This is a genomic window from Stenotrophomonas genospecies 5 (assembly GCF_054473825.1).
On sequence record NZ_JBTMUW010000001.1, the window covers coordinates 1,171,916 to 1,188,271 of the forward strand.

Annotated in this window: 14 protein-coding genes; 11 read left to right on the forward strand and 3 right to left on the reverse strand. The window is 66.9% G+C overall.

Features of this window, described 5'->3' with window-relative positions:
• Window positions 1–99: 99 nt before the first annotated feature.
• The 11 genes from ACX9OW_RS05445 to ACX9OW_RS05495 all read left to right on the forward strand — a co-directional run bounded on the left by ACX9OW_RS05445 (window position 100) and on the right by ACX9OW_RS05495 (window position 13,251).
• On the forward strand, window positions 100–1,029 hold the full coding sequence (locus ACX9OW_RS05445; RefSeq protein WP_180875190.1) for a 2-dehydro-3-deoxygalactonokinase: 930 nt from the start codon (window positions 100–102) through the stop codon (window positions 1,027–1,029).
• Window positions 1,030–1,133: 104 nt separating this feature from the next.
• Window positions 1,134–2,276 (forward strand): aldose epimerase family protein, encoded by a 1,143-nt coding sequence (locus ACX9OW_RS05450; protein ID WP_459062021.1) that lies wholly within the window; start codon window positions 1,134–1,136, stop codon window positions 2,274–2,276.
• 116 nt (window positions 2,277–2,392) lie between these two features.
• Window positions 2,393–3,541, forward strand: coding sequence for a cellulase family glycosylhydrolase (locus tag ACX9OW_RS05455; protein WP_111187013.1), 1,149 nt, complete (start codon window positions 2,393–2,395; stop codon window positions 3,539–3,541).
• 75 nt (window positions 3,542–3,616) lie between these two features.
• Window positions 3,617–6,328: a TonB-dependent receptor gene (locus ACX9OW_RS05460; protein WP_459062022.1), complete on the forward strand. Its 2,712-nt coding sequence runs from the start codon at window positions 3,617–3,619 to the stop codon at window positions 6,326–6,328.
• 99 nt (window positions 6,329–6,427) lie between these two features.
• The gene (locus ACX9OW_RS05465) at window positions 6,428–7,144 is read left to right on the forward strand and encodes a FadR/GntR family transcriptional regulator (protein ID WP_229765774.1); all 717 of its coding nucleotides are present in this window, start codon (window positions 6,428–6,430) and stop codon (window positions 7,142–7,144) included.
• A gap of 10 nt (window positions 7,145–7,154) precedes the next feature.
• Window positions 7,155–7,790 (forward strand): 2-dehydro-3-deoxy-6-phosphogalactonate aldolase, encoded by a 636-nt coding sequence (locus ACX9OW_RS05470; RefSeq protein WP_459062023.1) that lies wholly within the window; start codon window positions 7,155–7,157, stop codon window positions 7,788–7,790.
• Window positions 7,787–8,935, forward strand: coding sequence for a galactonate dehydratase (gene dgoD, locus ACX9OW_RS05475; protein WP_065175640.1), 1,149 nt, complete (start codon window positions 7,787–7,789; stop codon window positions 8,933–8,935). The genes ACX9OW_RS05470 and dgoD overlap by 4 nt, the downstream gene beginning before the upstream one ends.
• Before the next feature lie 5 nt (window positions 8,936–8,940).
• On the forward strand, window positions 8,941–9,705 hold the full coding sequence (locus ACX9OW_RS05480) for an SDR family NAD(P)-dependent oxidoreductase (protein ID WP_459062024.1): 765 nt from the start codon (window positions 8,941–8,943) through the stop codon (window positions 9,703–9,705).
• Window positions 9,702–10,637 carry an SMP-30/gluconolactonase/LRE family protein gene (locus ACX9OW_RS05485; RefSeq protein ID WP_340044909.1) on the forward strand — a complete coding sequence of 312 codons (936 nt, stop codon included), beginning with the start codon at window positions 9,702–9,704 and terminating at the stop codon, window positions 10,635–10,637. The genes ACX9OW_RS05480 and ACX9OW_RS05485 overlap by 4 nt, the downstream gene beginning before the upstream one ends.
• Window positions 10,634–12,193 (forward strand): sodium/sugar symporter, encoded by a 1,560-nt coding sequence (locus ACX9OW_RS05490; RefSeq protein ID WP_180875196.1) that lies wholly within the window; start codon window positions 10,634–10,636, stop codon window positions 12,191–12,193. Before ACX9OW_RS05485 ends, ACX9OW_RS05490 begins: the two co-directional genes overlap by 4 nt.
• 5 nt (window positions 12,194–12,198) lie before the next feature.
• The gene (locus tag ACX9OW_RS05495) at window positions 12,199–13,251 is read left to right on the forward strand and encodes a sialidase family protein (protein WP_459062025.1); all 1,053 of its coding nucleotides are present in this window, start codon (window positions 12,199–12,201) and stop codon (window positions 13,249–13,251) included.
• 9 nt (window positions 13,252–13,260) lie between these two features.
• Here ACX9OW_RS05495 and ACX9OW_RS05500 read toward each other — a convergent pair whose 3' ends face one another.
• The 3 genes from ACX9OW_RS05500 to ACX9OW_RS05510 all read right to left on the reverse strand — a co-directional run bounded on the left by ACX9OW_RS05500 (window position 13,261) and on the right by ACX9OW_RS05510 (window position 16,315).
• The gene (locus ACX9OW_RS05500; RefSeq protein WP_279941460.1) at window positions 13,261–13,683 is read right to left on the reverse strand and encodes an H-NS histone family protein; all 423 of its coding nucleotides are present in this window, start codon (window positions 13,681–13,683) and stop codon (window positions 13,261–13,263) included.
• Window positions 13,684–13,760: 77 nt separating this feature from the next.
• Window positions 13,761–15,242, reverse strand: a complete 1,482-nt coding sequence (locus ACX9OW_RS05505; protein ID WP_459062026.1) for an OprO/OprP family phosphate-selective porin — start codon at window positions 15,240–15,242, stop codon at window positions 13,761–13,763.
• Between the two features lie 32 nt (window positions 15,243–15,274).
• On the reverse strand, window positions 15,275–16,315 hold the full coding sequence (locus ACX9OW_RS05510) for an alpha/beta hydrolase (RefSeq protein ID WP_459062027.1): 1,041 nt from the start codon (window positions 16,313–16,315) through the stop codon (window positions 15,275–15,277).
• Window positions 16,316–16,356 lie beyond the last annotated feature (41 nt).

Genomic DNA, 16,356 nt, shown 5'->3' on the forward strand with positions numbered 1-16,356 from the left:
TCCCCTCCCGACTGGAACTGCGCCGGCAGGCTTGCCAGCGAGCGGCAACCAAACCATATAATCCGACAATAGGCAACACCATCGCTCCGAGGAACCACCATGCAGCAGGACCACCCCGACAGCATCATCGGCATCAACTGGGGCAGCAGCAATCTGCGCGCCTATCTGATCGGACCCAACGGTGAGCGGCTTGATGCCCATGAAATGCCCGCGGGCGTGGCCACGCTGGACCGTGACGACATGGTGGTGGCCGCCAACACGATCCGCGCACGCTGGCCGGCTGCACGCCACGCCTATGCGGCCGGCATGATCGGGTCGAATGTCGGCTGGATCGATGCCGGCTACGTGGAGTGCCCTGCAGGTGTTGCCTCGATCGCGCAGCAGCTGGTGCCGACCCGGATCGGCGAGCTCTCCGTGAGCATCGTGCCCGGCATGGCCTGCGTGCGCCCCGTGGATGGCATGCCGGACGTGCTCCGCGGCGAGGAGACCGAGCTGCTGGGGCTGCTGCGCGGCGGCGATGTCGGCCCCGATGCCATCGTGGCGCTGCCGGGTACGCATACCAAGTGGATCCAGCTGATCGACGGCCAGGTGCAGAGCTTCATGACCTCGATGTCCGGCGAACTGTTCGATCGACTGGCCAGTGGCGGCCTGCTTGCCTCGGTGCTGGACGGACCGGGTGAGCCAGGACCGGCCTTCGCCGAGGGTGTGCATGCAGGCGCCGACCGCCGACTGGGCCTGGGTGCGCTGCTCTTCGGCGTGCGGGCACGGATGATCCGCGGCACCCTGCCGCGCACGGCGACCAGCGCTTACCTGCGCGGACTGCTGGCCGGTGCGGAGATTGCAGACGCATTGGCGCTGTTCCCCGGGCTGAGGTCGGCGTCGGTGCCACTGGTGGGCTCCGGACCGGTCACCCGGCTGTACCAGGCGGCGCTGTCGGAAATCGGCATCGCCACGCACGCGGTGGCGTCCGCCGACGCCGTGGTGCGCGGCTTCTCCGCACTGCACGCGATGACCGCGACTGCGCGTTGACCCCAGCCGAACGCGGCGGTCCGATCACGTGCTGCGTCGCAACGTGCGTATTGTCTGATTATATGTTTTTGTACGCATCACGACATCGAGAGGGGTCTTGAGCAATGCGTGCTGGCAAGGGGAAGACGGCAGGGCTGATCGGCGTACTGGCACTGTCTGCAGTGGGCGCAGGTCAGGCACAGGAACGCGCTGTGGTAGGCCGGACGGCCGATGGCACCGTGGTGGAGTCCATCCTGCTGCGTGACGGCACCGGCATGCAGGCCACGGTACTGACGCTGGGCGCTGCACTGCATTCACTGGAAGTGCCGGACCGTGATGGCGCATACGCCGATGTACTGCTTGGCGACGCGACGCTCAAGGCGACGCTCGACAATCCGCAGTACTTCGGCACCATCGTCGGCCGCTTCGCCAATCGCATCGCCAAGGGTCGCTTCACCCTGGATGGCAGGACCTATCAGGTACCGGTCAACAATGGGCCGAACAGCCTGCACGGCGGCACCCGCGGCTTCGACAAGGTGGTGTGGAAGATCGTCGACGCCGCCGCCGATCACGCCACCCTGCAGCATGTCAGCCCTGACGGCGACCAGGGTTATCCGGGCACGCTCACGGTCACGGCAACCTACGCATTGAAGGGCAATGGCCGGCTGGAGGTGGAGTACCGCGCCACGACCGATGCACCGACCATCGTCAACCTCAGCAACCACGCATACTGGAATCTGTCCGGCGAGGGTTCCGGCTCGGCGATGGATCACGAATTGACCATTCCGGCCAGCGCCTATACGCCGGTGGATGCGAGCCTGATTCCCACGGGCGTGCTGCAGCCGGTGCAAGGCACCGCCTTCGACTTCCGCACGGCCAAGCCGATCGGGCGCGACCTGCGCCAGGGCAATGAGCCGCAGCTGCTGCATGGTCGCGGCTACGACCACAACTGGGTCATCAGCAGATCGCCCACGCGCTCGCCGCGCGAAGTCGCCCGCGTGCACGACCCGCGCTCGGGCCGGGTCATGACCGTGCTGTCCACGCAGCCTGGCCTGCAGTTCTATTCGGGCAACTTCCTCGACGGCAGCACCGTGGGCAAGAGTGGCCGTGTCTATCGCCAGGGCGATGCCATCGCGCTGGAACCGCAGCTGTTCCCGGACACACCGAACCAGCCGTCGTTCGGCTCGGCGCGGCTGGCCCCGGGCGAGACCTACGTGAACCGCATCGTCTACGACTTCTCGACCGACCGCACACCGCCCGGCCGCTGATCCCGCGCAGCTGGCACACCGGTCGCCCACGGCACCGGCAATCCGACGCAGTACGCACCGCCCGCCTCCTGGCTCACGCCAGGACGGGCAGCTCATGAACCAAGGAGATGCATCTCATGCGAAAGTGGCTTACCCCTTTGCTGGCAACGCTGCTCGCCGTCGCACCGATGGCGCATGCGACCGACGCCGCACGCTGGACCCCGGCCGAAGCCGACGCGTGGTATTCCAGACAGCAGTGGCTGGTGGGCGCGAACTACACCACCTCCAACGCCATCAACCAGCTGGAGATGTTCCAGGCCGAGACCTTCGATCCGGCAGCCATCGACCGCGAACTCCGCTGGGCGCACGAGCAGTTCGGCATGAACACCATGCGCGTCTACCTGCATGACCTGCTGTGGCAGCAGGACCCGCAGGGCCTGCTGAAGCGCATCGACACCTTCCTGTCCATCGCCGAGAAGAACGGCATCCGCCCGATGCTCGTGCTGTTCGACAGCTGCTGGGACCCGGATCCGGTGCTCGGCCCGCAGCGCCGCCCGATTCCCGGCGTGCACAACTCCGGCTGGGTGCAGAGCCCGAGCCGCCACATGCTGGTGGACCGCGCCAACGACGCGCACTTCCAGGCCTATGTGGAGGGCGTGATCGGTCACTTCGCCAATGACACGCGCGTGCTGGCCTGGGACCTGTGGAACGAGCCGGACAACCCCGGGGGTGGCAACTACATGGACAAGCAGCTGCCGGGCGAGCAGGAACGCATCGCCGAACTGCTGCCGAAGATCTTCGACTGGGCACGCGCGAAGAAGCCGGTGCAGCCGCTCACCAGCGGCGTGTGGATCGGCGATGACTGGTCGCCGGGCGCCGCATCGCTCACCGCGATCCAGCGCACGCAGCTGGAGCAGTCGGATGTGATCACCTTCCACAACTACGAGCAGCCGGAGGCATTCGTTGCCCGCATTGCACAGCTGCGCAGGTACGGCCGCCCGCTGATCTGCACCGAATGGCTGGCACGCGGCGCAGGCTCGAACGTGGACACGATCCTTCCGATCGCCCGCCGCGAGAACATCGGCATGATCAACTGGGGGTTCGTGGACGGCGCGATCCAGACCCGCTTCCCGTGGGACAGCTGGCAGCGCCCCTACACGATGGAAGCCCCCACCGTGTGGTTCCACGATCTGCTGAAGGCCGACGGCACGCCCTACCGGGCACGCGAAGCCGAGCTGTTCCGCAGGCTGGCCAAGACCCCGCGCACCTCCGTTCCCGCTTTCTGACCCTACTGGCGCCCGCCTTCGCATGAAGGCGGGCCACTCAACCGCGACTGCTTTCCGGAATCCGGAGATACCGCCATGACCGCTCGTTCTTCCCGCACCGTGCTTTCCCTGGCCATCCTTTCGGCCCTCGCCCTGCCCTCTCTGGTGCAGGCGCAGGAGGCCGGCCCGCAGGAGGCCGTCAACCTGGACACGGTCACCGTGACCGCGCTGCGCCAAAGCCTGCAGACCGCCCAGTCGATCAAGCAGGAGGCGGAGATGGTCGTCGATTCGATCGTTGCCGAAGACATCGGCAAGCTGCCCGACAACAGCGTGGCCGACGCCCTGCAGCGCGTTACCGGCGTGCAGGTGGCGCAGGGCAACCAGGGCGAGACCACCGGGGTGGTGATCCGCGGCCTGCCGAACGTGATCAGCACCCTCAACGGCCGTGAGATCTTCAGCAGCTCCGGCCGCGGCTACGCCTTCCAGAACCTGCCGGCCACCGCCATCAAGAGCCTGAACGTCTACAAGAGCAGCGAGGCGAGCCTGCCACTGGGCGGCATCGCGGGCCTGGTGGACATCCAGCTGCGCCGCCCGCTGGATTTCGACGGTGCCGAGATCGCCGGCACCGTGACCGGTACGCACAGCAAGTACGGTGGCGACATCGATCCCTCCGCCAGCCTGCTGCTGAGCAACCGCTGGGACACCGATGCCGGCGAGATCGGCGCCATGGTCAACTTCGGCTATGTCGGCAAGCGCTACGCGTACGATGCGGTGTGGGGTGACTTCCCGAAGGTCCTGGAGAATCCGGATGGCACGCCGGCGCGTACCGATGACGGCAACCTGATCGCCGCCCCCAATGGCTGGGGGACCAACTACAACCATGGCGACCGCAAGCGCAGTGCGTTCAACTATGCCCTGCAGTGGAAACCCAGCGAACGCACCGAGGTCTATGTCGAGGGCCTCTATGATTTCGTGCGAGACGATTATGACCAGGCGCTCCTGTTCAGTTTCCCGGTCGGGGTGGTGCCGCCGACGGGGCTGCAGGTCGGCGACAACTGCTATGCCAACCGCCTGGACGGGCCGCTGTCCGGCCAGACCATCTGCGACGCCACCGCAGGTACATGGACCGGCGACAGCTATGCCGCCAGCAGCACCCAGGCGCACAAGCAGCGTGGCCAGGACATCCAGAACGCGCTGGGCTTCAAGTGGCGCGGCGACCAGCTGCGGCTGTCCACCGAGGTGGCCCGTACGTCCGGGTACTACCGGGATGAGAACTTCATCATCGACACCTTCCTGGCCGGGCCGATCACCACCGTATGGGACGGCACCTCGGGCAAGCACCAGAACTGGCACCTGGCCGGCAACCCGGCCATGGATCCGTCGCGCTTCTACCTCAATGGCCTGTTCCAGACCTGGGGCGAGTCGCGCGGCGAGGAAAACAGCTGGCGCGGCGACGGAACGTTCGAGTTCCTCGACGGCCCGATCGCCAACCTCCAGTTCGGCCTGCGCTATGCCGACCGTACCGCCAGCGCCAAGGGCAGCGTGGAAATTAGCACGCCGCCGCCAGGCGGTGCCGGTACGGGCAACATCACCGCCTCGCCCAACCCGGCCAACCAGGTGGTGGGGCTGTTCCCGGCCAGCAGCTTCTTCTGCAGCAAGCGCGGCAACTCCGCACTGAGCCAGTCGTTCCTGACGCCCTGCTACGACTACCTGATCGACAACGCCGACGCGCTGCGCCGTTATTACGGTCTGCCGGACGGACTGGCGGCGGAGAATCCCGGCCGCTTCTTCGATATCGAAGAACGCAAGAGCGCCGGCTACCTGCAGGCGAAGTACGACTTCGATCTGGGCGGCCTGCGCGTGGATGGCCTGGTGGGCGTGCGTGCGGAGAAGATCAAGCGTGAACTCAACGCCTTCTCGTTCGACGCGGGCACGGGTGTCTACAGTGCCATCACCCGCAGCACGCAGGACACCAATGCCCTGCCCAACGCGAGCCTGAACCTGCACTTCAACGATGCCTGGCAGCTGCGCGTGCTGGCGGCCAAGACACTGAGCTATCCGGACTTCGGTGCCTTGAATCCGTCGATCTCGCTGAACCCCGGCACCGTCAACCGGGCGGGCGTGGCCAGCAGTGGCAACCCCGACCTGAGCCCGATCAAGTCGACCAACTACGACATGTCGCTGGAGTGGTACTTCTCCCCGGTGGGCTACGTCAGTGCGGGCGTGTTCTATCGTGACATCGATGGCTACATCCAGAACTACATCACCAATGTGGTCATCGCCGAAGAGGACTACGAGCTGTCATCCCCGCAGAGCGCCGGCAGCGGCCATCTGCAGGGTGTCGAGCTGGCCTACCAGCAGACCTTCGACTTCCTGCCCGGCGCCTGGAGCGGCCTGGGTGCGCAGTTCAACTACACCTACATCGAAGGCGATACCAAGTCTCCGGAGTTCCTTGGCGGGCCCGTGATCTCGCGGCCGCTGCAGAACGTCTCGAAGAACAACTACAACGCCGTGCTGTTCTACGAGAACTTCGGCCTGAGTGCGCGCCTGGCCTACGGCTACCGCAGCCGGTACATCGATTTCTTCACCCAGCCCACGGTCGCCGGAACGGAGGACCAGGTCGAGCCGGCCAGCTCGCTGGACTTCTCGATCAGCTACGACGTGACCCCGCGCGCCACGGTGGTGTTCTCGGCCACCAACCTGCTGGGCAACAACCTGCACCAGTACTGGGGCAGCGGCAACACGCGGCCGCGCGACATCCGTTACCAGGACAAGACCCTGGGCATGGGCTTCCGGTTCAAGCTCTGATGAGGACGCTCCCCCACATGCCTCACACCCCTCACCCATCCTTTTGTCGGATAATAGGAGTGACCGCAGCCTGCGGTGCACCAAGCCAAAGGGATGCCTGTGAAACCGATCGAGGTACGCAACCTCTACGACCAAGTGGCCCAGGAGATCGGGCAGCGGATCATCAGCGGCGCACTTCAGCCGGGCGAATTCCTGCCCAGGGAAGAGCTGCTGTCACAGACCTTGTCCGTCAGCCGCTCCGCCCTGCGCGAGGGCCTGAAGGTGCTGGGCTCCAAAGGGCTGATCGAAACCCGACAGAAAACCGGTTCGCGGGTGCGCGACCCGCGTCACTGGAAGCAGCTGGACAGCGACATTCTGGCGTGGCGCTGCGCGCTGATGCCCACCCAGGACTTCGTGGAAAAGCTGGTGGAGATGCGCGAGGTGATCGAACCGGCGGCCGCGGCTTCCGCAGCCGAGCGGCGTTCGCCCGCGCAGCTGGCCAGGATCAAGAGCGCGTACCAGGCCATGGCCGATGCACCGGACCAGGATGCGTGGGCCAAGGCCGACCTGATGTTCCACGAGAGCGTGCTGGAAGCCACCAACAACGAACTGCTGGCATCCCTGTTCTCGGTCATCGACGCGGCGCTGGGCACCTTCTTCCTGCTCTCGGCGCAGACCGCGCAGGACTTCAAGTACTCGCTGCCGCGCCACTTCGACGTGTACGACGCCATCCGGCAGAAGCAGCCGGACGCGGCGCGCGCCGCCATGCTGGACATGATTGCCGACTCCCGCGCCAATCTGAAGGGCGCGCGGCTGTCCAGAAAACCCCCACGCTGAAGGAAACACCATGAGCACCGCCTGGATGCAACCCCTCCCCTTGGTTGCCATCCTGCGCGGGCTCACCCCGCAGGAAGCGCCCGCCATCGGCGCGGCGCTGGCCGAGGCCGGCTTCCACATCCTGGAAGTCCCGCTGAACTCGCCGCAGCCGCTGCAGAGCATCGAACTGCTCGCAAAGCAGCTCGGCGATCGCTGCCTGATCGGTGCCGGCACCGTCCTGTCCACCGCGCAGGTGCAGGTCGTGAACAACGCCGGTGGCCGGCTGGTGGTGATGCCGCACGCGGACGTGGAGGTCATCGCCGCCGCCCACGCCAGCGGCATGGTCTGCACGCCCGGCGTGGCGACGCCCACGGAAGCTTTCGCTGCCCTGCGGGCCGGTGCGGATGCACTGAAACTGTTTCCCGCCGAACAACTGCCCCCCCCGGTGCTGAAGGCGTGGTCCAGCGTGCTTCCCGCCGGCACGCCGCTGCTGCCCGTCGGCGGCATCACCCCGGAGCGCATGGCCGCCTACCGCCAGGCAGGTGCCGCCGGCTTCGGTATCGGCTCCGCCCTGTATGCCCCCATGACCCCCGCGGACGACGTCGCACGCCGCGCGCGTGCGTTCATCGACGCCTGGAACAGAACGAACACGGACTCCCCCGCATGAAGATCACTGCCATCACGACCTACCTGGTGCCCCCGCGCTGGCTGTTCGTCCGCATCGATACGGACGCCGGCATCTGCGGCTGGGGCGAGCCCATCGTCGAAGGACGCGCGCACACCGTGGCGGCGGCCGTGGAAGAGCTGTCCGACTATCTGGTCGGCAAGGACCCCCGGCACATCGAAGACCACTGGAACGTGCTCTATCGTGGCGGCTTCTACCGTGGTGGTCCGATCCTGATGAGCGCACTGGCGGGCATCGACCAGGCGCTGTGGGACATCCATGGCAAGGCACTGGGCGTGCCCGTGCATGCCCTGCTGGGCGGCCCCGTGCGCGACCGCATCCGCGTGTACTCATGGATCGGCGGCGATCGGCCGGCCGACACCGCCCGTGCCGCCCGCGACGCCGTGGCACGCGGTTTCACTGCGGTGAAGATGAACGCCACCGAGGAAGTGCAGTTCGTCGATAGCCATGACAAGGTCACGCGGGTACTGGAGAACGTGCAGGCCGTGCGCGATGCGGTGGGCCGCGATGTGGGAGTGGCCGTGGACTTCCATGGCCGCGTGCACAAGCCGATGGCCAAGGTGCTGATGCGCGAGCTGGCGCCCTTCGGGCTGATGTTCATCGAAGAGCCGGTGCTTTCCGAGCACCTGGAAGCCATCCCGGAACTGGCCGCCCTTTCGCCTGCGCCGATCGCGCTGGGCGAACGCCTGTACTCCCGCTTCGACTTCAAGCGCGTACTGCAGACCGGTGGCGTGGACATCCTGCAACCGGATCCATCGCACTCGGGTGGCATCACGGAAACCCGCAAGATCGCGGCCATGGCCGAAGCCTACGACGTCGCCATCGCTCTGCACTGCCCGCTCGGTCCGATCGCGCTGGCGGCCAACCTGCAGCTGGATGCGGTCTGCTACAACGCCTTCATCCAGGAACAGAGCCTGGGCATCCACTACAACGCCAGCAACGATCTGCTGGACTACCTGGTGGACCGCGCGCCCTTCGAGTACAGGGAAGGCTTCGTCAGGATTCCCGACGGCCCGGGGCTGGGCATCGAGATCAACCAGGCTTACGTTGACGAGCGAACCGCCGAAGGCCACCGCTGGCGCAACCCCATCTGGCGCCATGCCGATGGCAGCGTGGCCGAGTGGTGAGCGCCATGACCGATCAGGCACGTTATCCCAGCCTTGAGAACCGCGCGGTGCTGATCACCGGTGGTGCCACCGGCATCGGCGCCGCCTTCGTCGAGCACTTCGCGCGGCAGGGTGCGAAGGTCGTCTTTCTCGACATCGACGACAGCGGCGCCCAAGCACTGCTGGAAAGCCTGGGCGACATTGCGACTGCCCCGCGCTATCTGCATTGCGACATCACCGATATCGAGGCACTCCGGTCCGCCATCGCCCACGCGCGGATCCTGGCTGGACCGTTCTCGGTGCTGGTCAACAATGCCGCCAACGATGCTCGTCATGCCCTGGCCGACACCGGCATCGCGGACTTTGAACGCAGCATGGCGGTGAACCTGCGCCACCAGTACTTCGCCATCCAGGCGCTGGTGCCGGACATGCGCGCCCTCGGCGGCGGTTCGATCATCTGCCTGGGTTCGACGGGCTGGATGATCAAGAACAGCGGGTATCCGCTGTACGCGGTGGCCAAATCCGCGGTCCACGGCCTGGTCAACGGCCTGGCCCGGGAACTTGGGCAGGACCGCATCCGCATCAATGCGCTGGTACCGGGCTGGGTGATCACCGAGAAGCAGCAGCGGCTGTGGCTGGACGCGGAGGGCGAAGCACAGCTGCGTCGTGCGCAATGCCTGCCGGGCTATCTGCGCGCGGATGACCTGGCGCGCGCCGCCCTGTTCCTGGCCGCCGATGACAGCCGCATGTGTAGCGGCCAGGACTTCATCATCGACGGAGGCTGGGTGTGAGCGGGTCCGCCACTGTCGCGGTGCCGGCCGCAAACACCCTGGGCGAAGGCGTGCTGTGGTGTGATCGCGAATCGGTGGTGTACTGGACCGACATCGCGCAGGCGCAGCTGTGGCGCTATCGCCCCGGTGACGGCGCGCTCACCCGCTGGCCGATGCCGGAGCGGCTGGCCGCACTGGCATTGTGCGAAGCCGAAGGCTGGCTGCTGCTGGCGTTGGCGTCGCGGCTGGCATTCTTCCATCCGGCGCGCGGCGAGCTGCGTGACGTGCTTGTGCTGCCCGACACAGGGGCGCGTGTGCGCGCCAATGATGGCGCCTGTGACCGCCAGGGCCGTTTCGTGTTCGGCATGCTGCATGAGCCCACGAACGGTCCGAAGCAGGCCGTCGCACCCTTCTACAGGCTCACCGCCGAGCTCGTGCTCGAGACGCTTCCGCTACCGACCGTGGCGATTGCCAACAGCGTAGCGTTCAGTCCGGACGGCCGCACGATGTACTTCTGCGACTCGCTGCAGAAGCAGATCCTGCGTTGCGATTACGGCGACAGCCCGGGAGCGGTAGCTGTGTTCGCCGATCTGCGGGCCGAGGATGGCGAGCCCGATGGCAGTGTGGTCGATGCCGAAGGCGGACTCTGGAATGCCCGCTGGGGCGGTTCGCGCGTGGTGCGCTACCGGCCCGATGGCCGGCAGGACCGCACGCTTTCCGTCCCGGTCGCGCAGCCCACCCGCCCGGTCTTTGGCGGCAGCATGCTGCGAACGATGTTCATCACCAGCGCACACGACGGCCTGGACGCGACGGCGCGCGCGCGCGACCCCTTCGCCGGCCATCTGTTCGCCACCGACGCCGGCATCGCCGGCGTTCCCGAGCCCCGGTTCGCCGGCAACCCCAATGACGTGCCGCCGTGCCCACAGCGCGGACCCATCGCGGAGCTTCCATGAGCCTTTCCCCCCTGGATATCAGCATCGTGCTGGCCTATCTGGCTGGCATCTTCATCCTCGCGCAGTGGGTTTCCCGCGAGAAGGCCGGCCGGCAGAAGTCGGCCCAGGACTACTTCCTGGCCAGCCGCAGCCTGCCGTGGTGGGCGATCGGTGCCTCGCTCATCGCGGCCAACATCTCGGCCGAACAGATCATCGGCATGTCCGGCTCGGGCTATGCCATCGGCCTGGCCATCGCATCCTATGAATGGATGGCGGCGATCACGCTGCTGATCGTCGGCAAATGGTTCCTGCCGATCTTCCTGCGCAACGGCATCACCACCATGCCGCAGTTCCTGCAGGAGCGCTACGGCAACCGCATCCGCACGCTGATGGCCGTGTTCTGGCTGGGCCTGTACGTATTCGTCAATCTCACCTCGATCCTGTGGCTGGGTTCGATCGCCATTGCCGGGGTGGCAGGCCTCAACCAGGACGTGGCGCTGGTGCTGCTGGGCGCCTTCGCACTGGCCTATCAGCTGTATGGCGGCCTGAAGGCGGTCGCGCTGACCGACATCGTGCAGGTCTCGCTGCTGGTTCTGGGTGGCCTGCTGGTCACCTTCATCACGCTGGGCCAGATCGGCAACGGCAGCGTCACCGACGGCTTCATGCAGCTGTGGCAGCAGCATCCCGAACGCTTTGAAATGATCCTCAGCAAGGACAACCCGTTCTACAAGGATCTGCCCGGGCTCTCGGTGCTGCTGGGCGGCATGTGGATCGCCAATCTCAGCTACTGGGGTTTCAACCAGTACATCATCCAGCGCGCACTGGCCGCCAAGGATCTGCGTGAGGCGCAGAAGGGCGTGGTATTCGCTGCGTTCCTGAAGCTGCTCATTCCGGCCATCGTGGTGCTGCCCGGCATCGCCGCGGTCATGCTCGCCCCCGGCCTGGAGCGCCCGGACGCGGCCTACCCGACGATGCTGGCGCTGCTTCCCAGCGGCATCCTGGGCCTGGTGTTCGCCGCGCTGGTGGCCGCCATCGTTGCGTCGCTGGCATCGAAGATCAATTCCGTCGCCACCATCTTCACGCTCGACTTCTATGCCAAGCGCGCGCCCGATGCCTCGGAAGCCAGACTGGTGCGTGTTGGCCGGTTCGCGGCGTCCGTCTCGATCATCGTGGCGGTGCTGACCGCACGCCCACTGCTGGGCGGGTTCGACCAAGGCTTCCAGTACATCCAGGAGTTCACCGGCTTCTTCACCCCCGGCATCGTGGTGATCTTCCTGCTGGGCCTGTTCTGGAAGCGTGCGAACGAAGCCGGTGCGCTGGCTGCGGCGGTCGGCTCCTTCGTACTGTCGCTGGCCCTGAAGCTGCTGTGGCCCTCGCTGCCCTTCATGGACCGCATGGGCGTGGTGTTCCTGGTCACGCTGTTGCTGGGCGTAGGCGTCGCGCTGGGCACCCGCGCCAGTGGCGATCGTGATCGTATCCGCACCGACGATGTGAGCTATGCCACCGCCCCATCGTTCAACGTCGCTTCGCTGGCGGTGCTGGCGATCCTGGTGGCCCTCTACGCAACCTACTGGTGACCTCGATGCGCCTGACTGTCCGACACGCATTCGCTCTGCGCAGTGGTATGCGCTGCCTGGCACTGCTGGCCCTGACCGGGTTCGCCTCTGTGCTGCACGCAGCGGAGATCACATGGACCGGCACCGCCACCGTGGCCGCCCGCAACGCGGGCTGGGGGCGATTGGCGCAGCTGCCGGATGGCCGCTGGCTGGCAGTGACCACGCGCTTCAATGAAGGGCAGCCGACCACCCTGCAGCTCTCGATCAGCAGTGACCGGGCCCGCAGCTGGGCGCCCTGGTCCGACGTGGCCGAGCCCGGCCGGATGATCGACAACGGCGAACTGCTGGTGCTGCCGGAGGGGCGTGTGCTGCTGGCGATGCGTTCGCTGGTCGAAGGCGTCTCCTACCGGCTGCATCTCTATGCCAGCGACGACCTTGGAGCACACTGGACCTTCCTGAGCACCCTCGCCGGCAACGAGGCACCGAACGGGCGCAAGGACCGCGGCGTGTGGGAGCCGGTGTTGACGCGCCTGGACGACGGCACGCTGTCGGTGGTGTATGCCGATGAAACCCGTGCCGACGAGCATCCGTCCTACAACCAGGTCGTTTCACAGCGCCTGTCCAACGATGGCGGGCGCACCTGGGGACCTGTGATGACGATTGCCGAACAGCCCGGCGGTGGGCAGCTCCGGCCCGGCATGCCCGTCATGGCACGCCGCCCCGCCGGTGGCTACCTGATGGTGTTCGAGACCTGCGGCGATGACCCGCAATGCCCGGTGTCGTACAAGGTCTCGACGGACGGGCGGACCTGGCCGGCCGGCCTCGGTACGCCGCTCGCCGACCAGCGCTGCGGCCCCCACGTCATGACCAGTACGCGCGGGGTGATGTTCGTGACCTCGTGCCTGAACGAAGTCAGCTGGAGCGAGGACAGCGGATCGAGCTGGCGCACGGTAACACCTCCCGCATGGCCGCTGGGTTTCCGCCATTCCTGGCCCGCCGTGGTCGAGCTCGGCCCTGCGGAGATCGGCGTCGTGAACGTGGTGGAAGGCGCAGTGCAGATCCGTTTCGGGAGCTACTAGGGGGCGCCATCACTTCTGCTTGAACACACTCCTGCGCCCGATGACCACATCCTTGCCCGTCGTCGGCCTGGCCAGGCCCGGAATCAGGAAATCGGTCGCGCTGCGACCGTGCCGGGTCTTGTCCGCAAGCCAGCGCGGCATGCGCCCGCGACCGGTCCAGGTATTCCGCCGGTTCTCGGGGTCGCGATATTTGGGTGCGACCTTGCCTGTCTTCCGGCGCCTGCGGGAAGCGCCGCCCGCAGGCACGGACACCGCGCTGGCGCCGGCGAACAGTTCCTCGATTGAATAACCGCATTCTGCGGCGGCGGCGACCAGCTCACGCCTGACGACGGCCGCGGAACGTCGCTGTGCGAGAAGTTGCAGCCGCCGCTCGGCGGCCGCGATGAGTGCCTTCAACTGCCGCTCGTTCAGCGCCTTGATATCGATATGCATGGCACGCAGCGTGGTGGGGGCGCCGTGACCTGTCAAGGGATGCTCCGCGGGTGCCGCACCCGGATCGCCGGCCGGGCTCAGAACGAGACCTGCGCCCGTACGCCGACAGTATTGCCGGAATCCGGCCCCTGGGCATTGCCCACCTTGTTGTCGGTCTTCCAGTGAACGTAGTTCAGCATCAGGCGGGACCAGTTGTTGAGGTACCAGTTCAGCCCGAGCGTCCATGCCGCGCCCTCGCCGCCGCGGGCGGCATCGAGAAAGTCGTAGCGGTCATAGCGGGCCGCCAGCTCGAAGGCGCCGATGCCGCCTTCCTGCACGGGGCGAAGTACGCGCGTGGTACCCCATACCCCGGAGCGGCTGCTGAATCCAGGGCGCTCACCGGTGATCAGCCAGCCTGCGTAGATCGATGTGGCCTGCTGGTCGACCGGGTCGACCGTGCGCGACTCGATGGTGCGCGTGGTGTGTTCGGCAAAGGCCCACACCGGGCCGTACACCCCGCCCAGTTCCAGGCCCCAGGCGCGGTTGTCGGTGACGTTGGCGATGGAACTGGCCGATACGCGCACGTTGCCGTTCCAGCCCAGTGCGATCGGCGAGGTCTTGTTGATGCTGCCGACGTCCTGGCCGAGATCCTCGTACCAGTACCAGCCGCCCAGGTGCAGGAAGCCGGCCTGGCCACGCAGCGGGTTCCAGTGCGCGCGCAGCAGATACGCAATCGTGTCGCTGGCCGTGCTGTCATTGCCGATATCGTCGCCGGTCACCGCGACGCTGGCATGCCAGCCATCGCCGATCACCTTGGTGGTGACGCCCAGTCCGTAGTACCCGCTCTGCTGGGCGCCCACCGAGGCCACGGCATTGCGCTGCATGAAAGGCGTGTTCACTCCACTGGTGCCACCGTCGAGGCCACGGTCCTTGAGCTTGTTGCCCACGTAGATCTCTGTCGGCAGCCCTCCCATCCGCGTGTCCCAGGACAGGTAGGTGTCCTTCAGTGATACCTCGTTGCCAGCAAAGTCCGCATCGATCTTGTAGCCCAGCGGTCCCATCTGTCCCTCTGCACCCAGGCGGCCGCTGGCCAGATCGGTGCCGGTGACGTTGCGCGCGTCGAATCCGGATCCGTGGGTGGTGCTGAAATCCACCAGCACGCGGCCACGGGGATGGAAAGTGAACTGGCCATCACTGCTGCGCAGCTCGGGCCCACCCTTGCGCCAGCGCACATTGCCATCGCCTCCCCCACCAGTCGCGGCAAGCTGGGCCACCTGTGCCTGCAGAATGGCCAGGTCGTCCTGCCGGGTGTCGGCGATTGCGGCGGCTACCTGCGCGTCAACGTTGGCGTCGCTGCCGGGCACTGCGGCAGCGCCCTGCGTTCCCCCTTCCAGCGCAGCCAGGCGTGCGCTCAGCTGCTGCAGCAGGGTTGCCTGTTCGCGCAGCTGTCTGGCCTGCTCCTGCACCTGTGCACGCAACCCGGCTTCGGTATCGCTGGCCGCGGCCAGCACGGAGGGTGACGCCAGCAACAGGCCGCCGCCGGCAGCCGCGGCGAGCGCGGCACGCTTCAGTGAATTCATGGAGTTCTCCCGAATGAAGTACGGTGCGCGGCTCAGTCGCCCGCGCCATCGTCGTCCAGCGCAGGCTGGGGCTGAGGTGCAGCGGCCGGCATCGCCTGGCCACCGTTCGGGGGCAGCCGCGCAGGCGCTGGCCCGAGGTAGCCGTGGCTGCGTGCCCAGTTGGCGAAGAGCCGCGGCCACTGCGCCACCAATGTGCCGGGCCGGCCCAGCCCCCAGCTGTGGCCTCCGGCCTCGAACAGATGCAGCTCCACCGGAATACCCGCTGCATGCGCGGCCTGGTACATCGCCACGCTGTGGCCGACATCCACGATGCGGTCATCCACGGCCTGGGCCAGGAACACCGGCGGCATGTCCTTGCGGATGTGTTCTTCGACCGAATACGCCTGCTGGGCGTCGTCCTGGCTCGCCAGCTCCCGCTTCGACCGGGTCTGGTCCAGCGGCGCACGCATTGAAACGACCGGATAGATCATGCCGAGGAAATCCGGCCGCGCCGACAGCTGGTCGGCCGCATCCACCGGCGCATACAACGGGGCATCGAAGCGCGTGGCGACGATCCCGGCCAGGTTGCCTCCAGCGGAAAAGCCCAACGCGCCGATGCGCTCCGGATCGACCCCCAGGCTGGGAGCCTGTGCGCGCATCAGCCGCATGGCGCGCTGGCCATCCTGGAAGGGCGAGACAGGTGCCCATCCATCGGCAGGCAGCCGGTAGTAGACAACCGCAGCCGTGACCCCCAGCGACTGCAGCCACTGCGCCGTCGGCTTGGCGGCGCTGCCGATCTGGATCCGGAAGTAGCCGCCACCGCCGAAGATCACCACCGCGGAGCCGTTCGGCTTCAGCGGGCGATAGATTTCCATGCGCGCATCGCTGATGCCCGAGACCGCGCCCTTCGCGCTGCCTTCGATCCCGATCCGTTCCGGGCCACGCGCGCGTTGCGGCCAGTGGTCCTGCGGCCACAGCGGAACCACCTCGGGTGCAGGCACCGACGATGCCGCCGGCGCCGCACCCGCAAGCAAGGGATTCAGCAGCAACACAAGCACTGCCAGCCTGCGCAGTCTCCCCATGTACAGACTCATCTCACGCCCCTCCCGTAGGCCTTCACGGGACGAAGTGTGCA

What these genes read in the sequence shown, in the direction of transcription:
- dgoD (WP_065175640.1), top strand. Translation starts at nt 7,787, where the DNA reads ATGAAGATCACTGCCATCACGACCTACCTGGTGCCCCCGCGCTGGCTG.
- ACX9OW_RS05470 (WP_459062023.1), top strand. Translation starts at nt 7,155, where the DNA reads ATGAGCACCGCCTGGATGCAACCCCTCCCCTTGGTTGCCATCCTGCGC.
- ACX9OW_RS05450 (WP_459062021.1), top strand. Translation starts at nt 1,134, where the DNA reads ATGCGTGCTGGCAAGGGGAAGACGGCAGGGCTGATCGGCGTACTGGCA.
- ACX9OW_RS05445 (WP_180875190.1), top strand. Translation starts at nt 100, where the DNA reads ATGCAGCAGGACCACCCCGACAGCATCATCGGCATCAACTGGGGCAGC.
- ACX9OW_RS05490 (WP_180875196.1), top strand. Translation starts at nt 10,634, where the DNA reads ATGAGCCTTTCCCCCCTGGATATCAGCATCGTGCTGGCCTATCTGGCT.
- ACX9OW_RS05510 (WP_459062027.1), bottom strand. Translation starts at nt 16,315, where the DNA reads ATGAGTCTGTACATGGGGAGACTGCGCAGGCTGGCAGTGCTTGTGTTG.
- ACX9OW_RS05505 (WP_459062026.1), bottom strand. Translation starts at nt 15,242, where the DNA reads ATGAATTCACTGAAGCGTGCCGCGCTCGCCGCGGCTGCCGGCGGCGGC.
- ACX9OW_RS05500 (WP_279941460.1), bottom strand. Translation starts at nt 13,683, where the DNA reads ATGCATATCGATATCAAGGCGCTGAACGAGCGGCAGTTGAAGGCACTC.
- ACX9OW_RS05460 (WP_459062022.1), top strand. Translation starts at nt 3,617, where the DNA reads ATGACCGCTCGTTCTTCCCGCACCGTGCTTTCCCTGGCCATCCTTTCG.
- ACX9OW_RS05455 (WP_111187013.1), top strand. Translation starts at nt 2,393, where the DNA reads ATGCGAAAGTGGCTTACCCCTTTGCTGGCAACGCTGCTCGCCGTCGCA.
- ACX9OW_RS05495 (WP_459062025.1), top strand. Translation starts at nt 12,199, where the DNA reads ATGCGCCTGACTGTCCGACACGCATTCGCTCTGCGCAGTGGTATGCGC.
- ACX9OW_RS05480 (WP_459062024.1), top strand. Translation starts at nt 8,941, where the DNA reads ATGACCGATCAGGCACGTTATCCCAGCCTTGAGAACCGCGCGGTGCTG.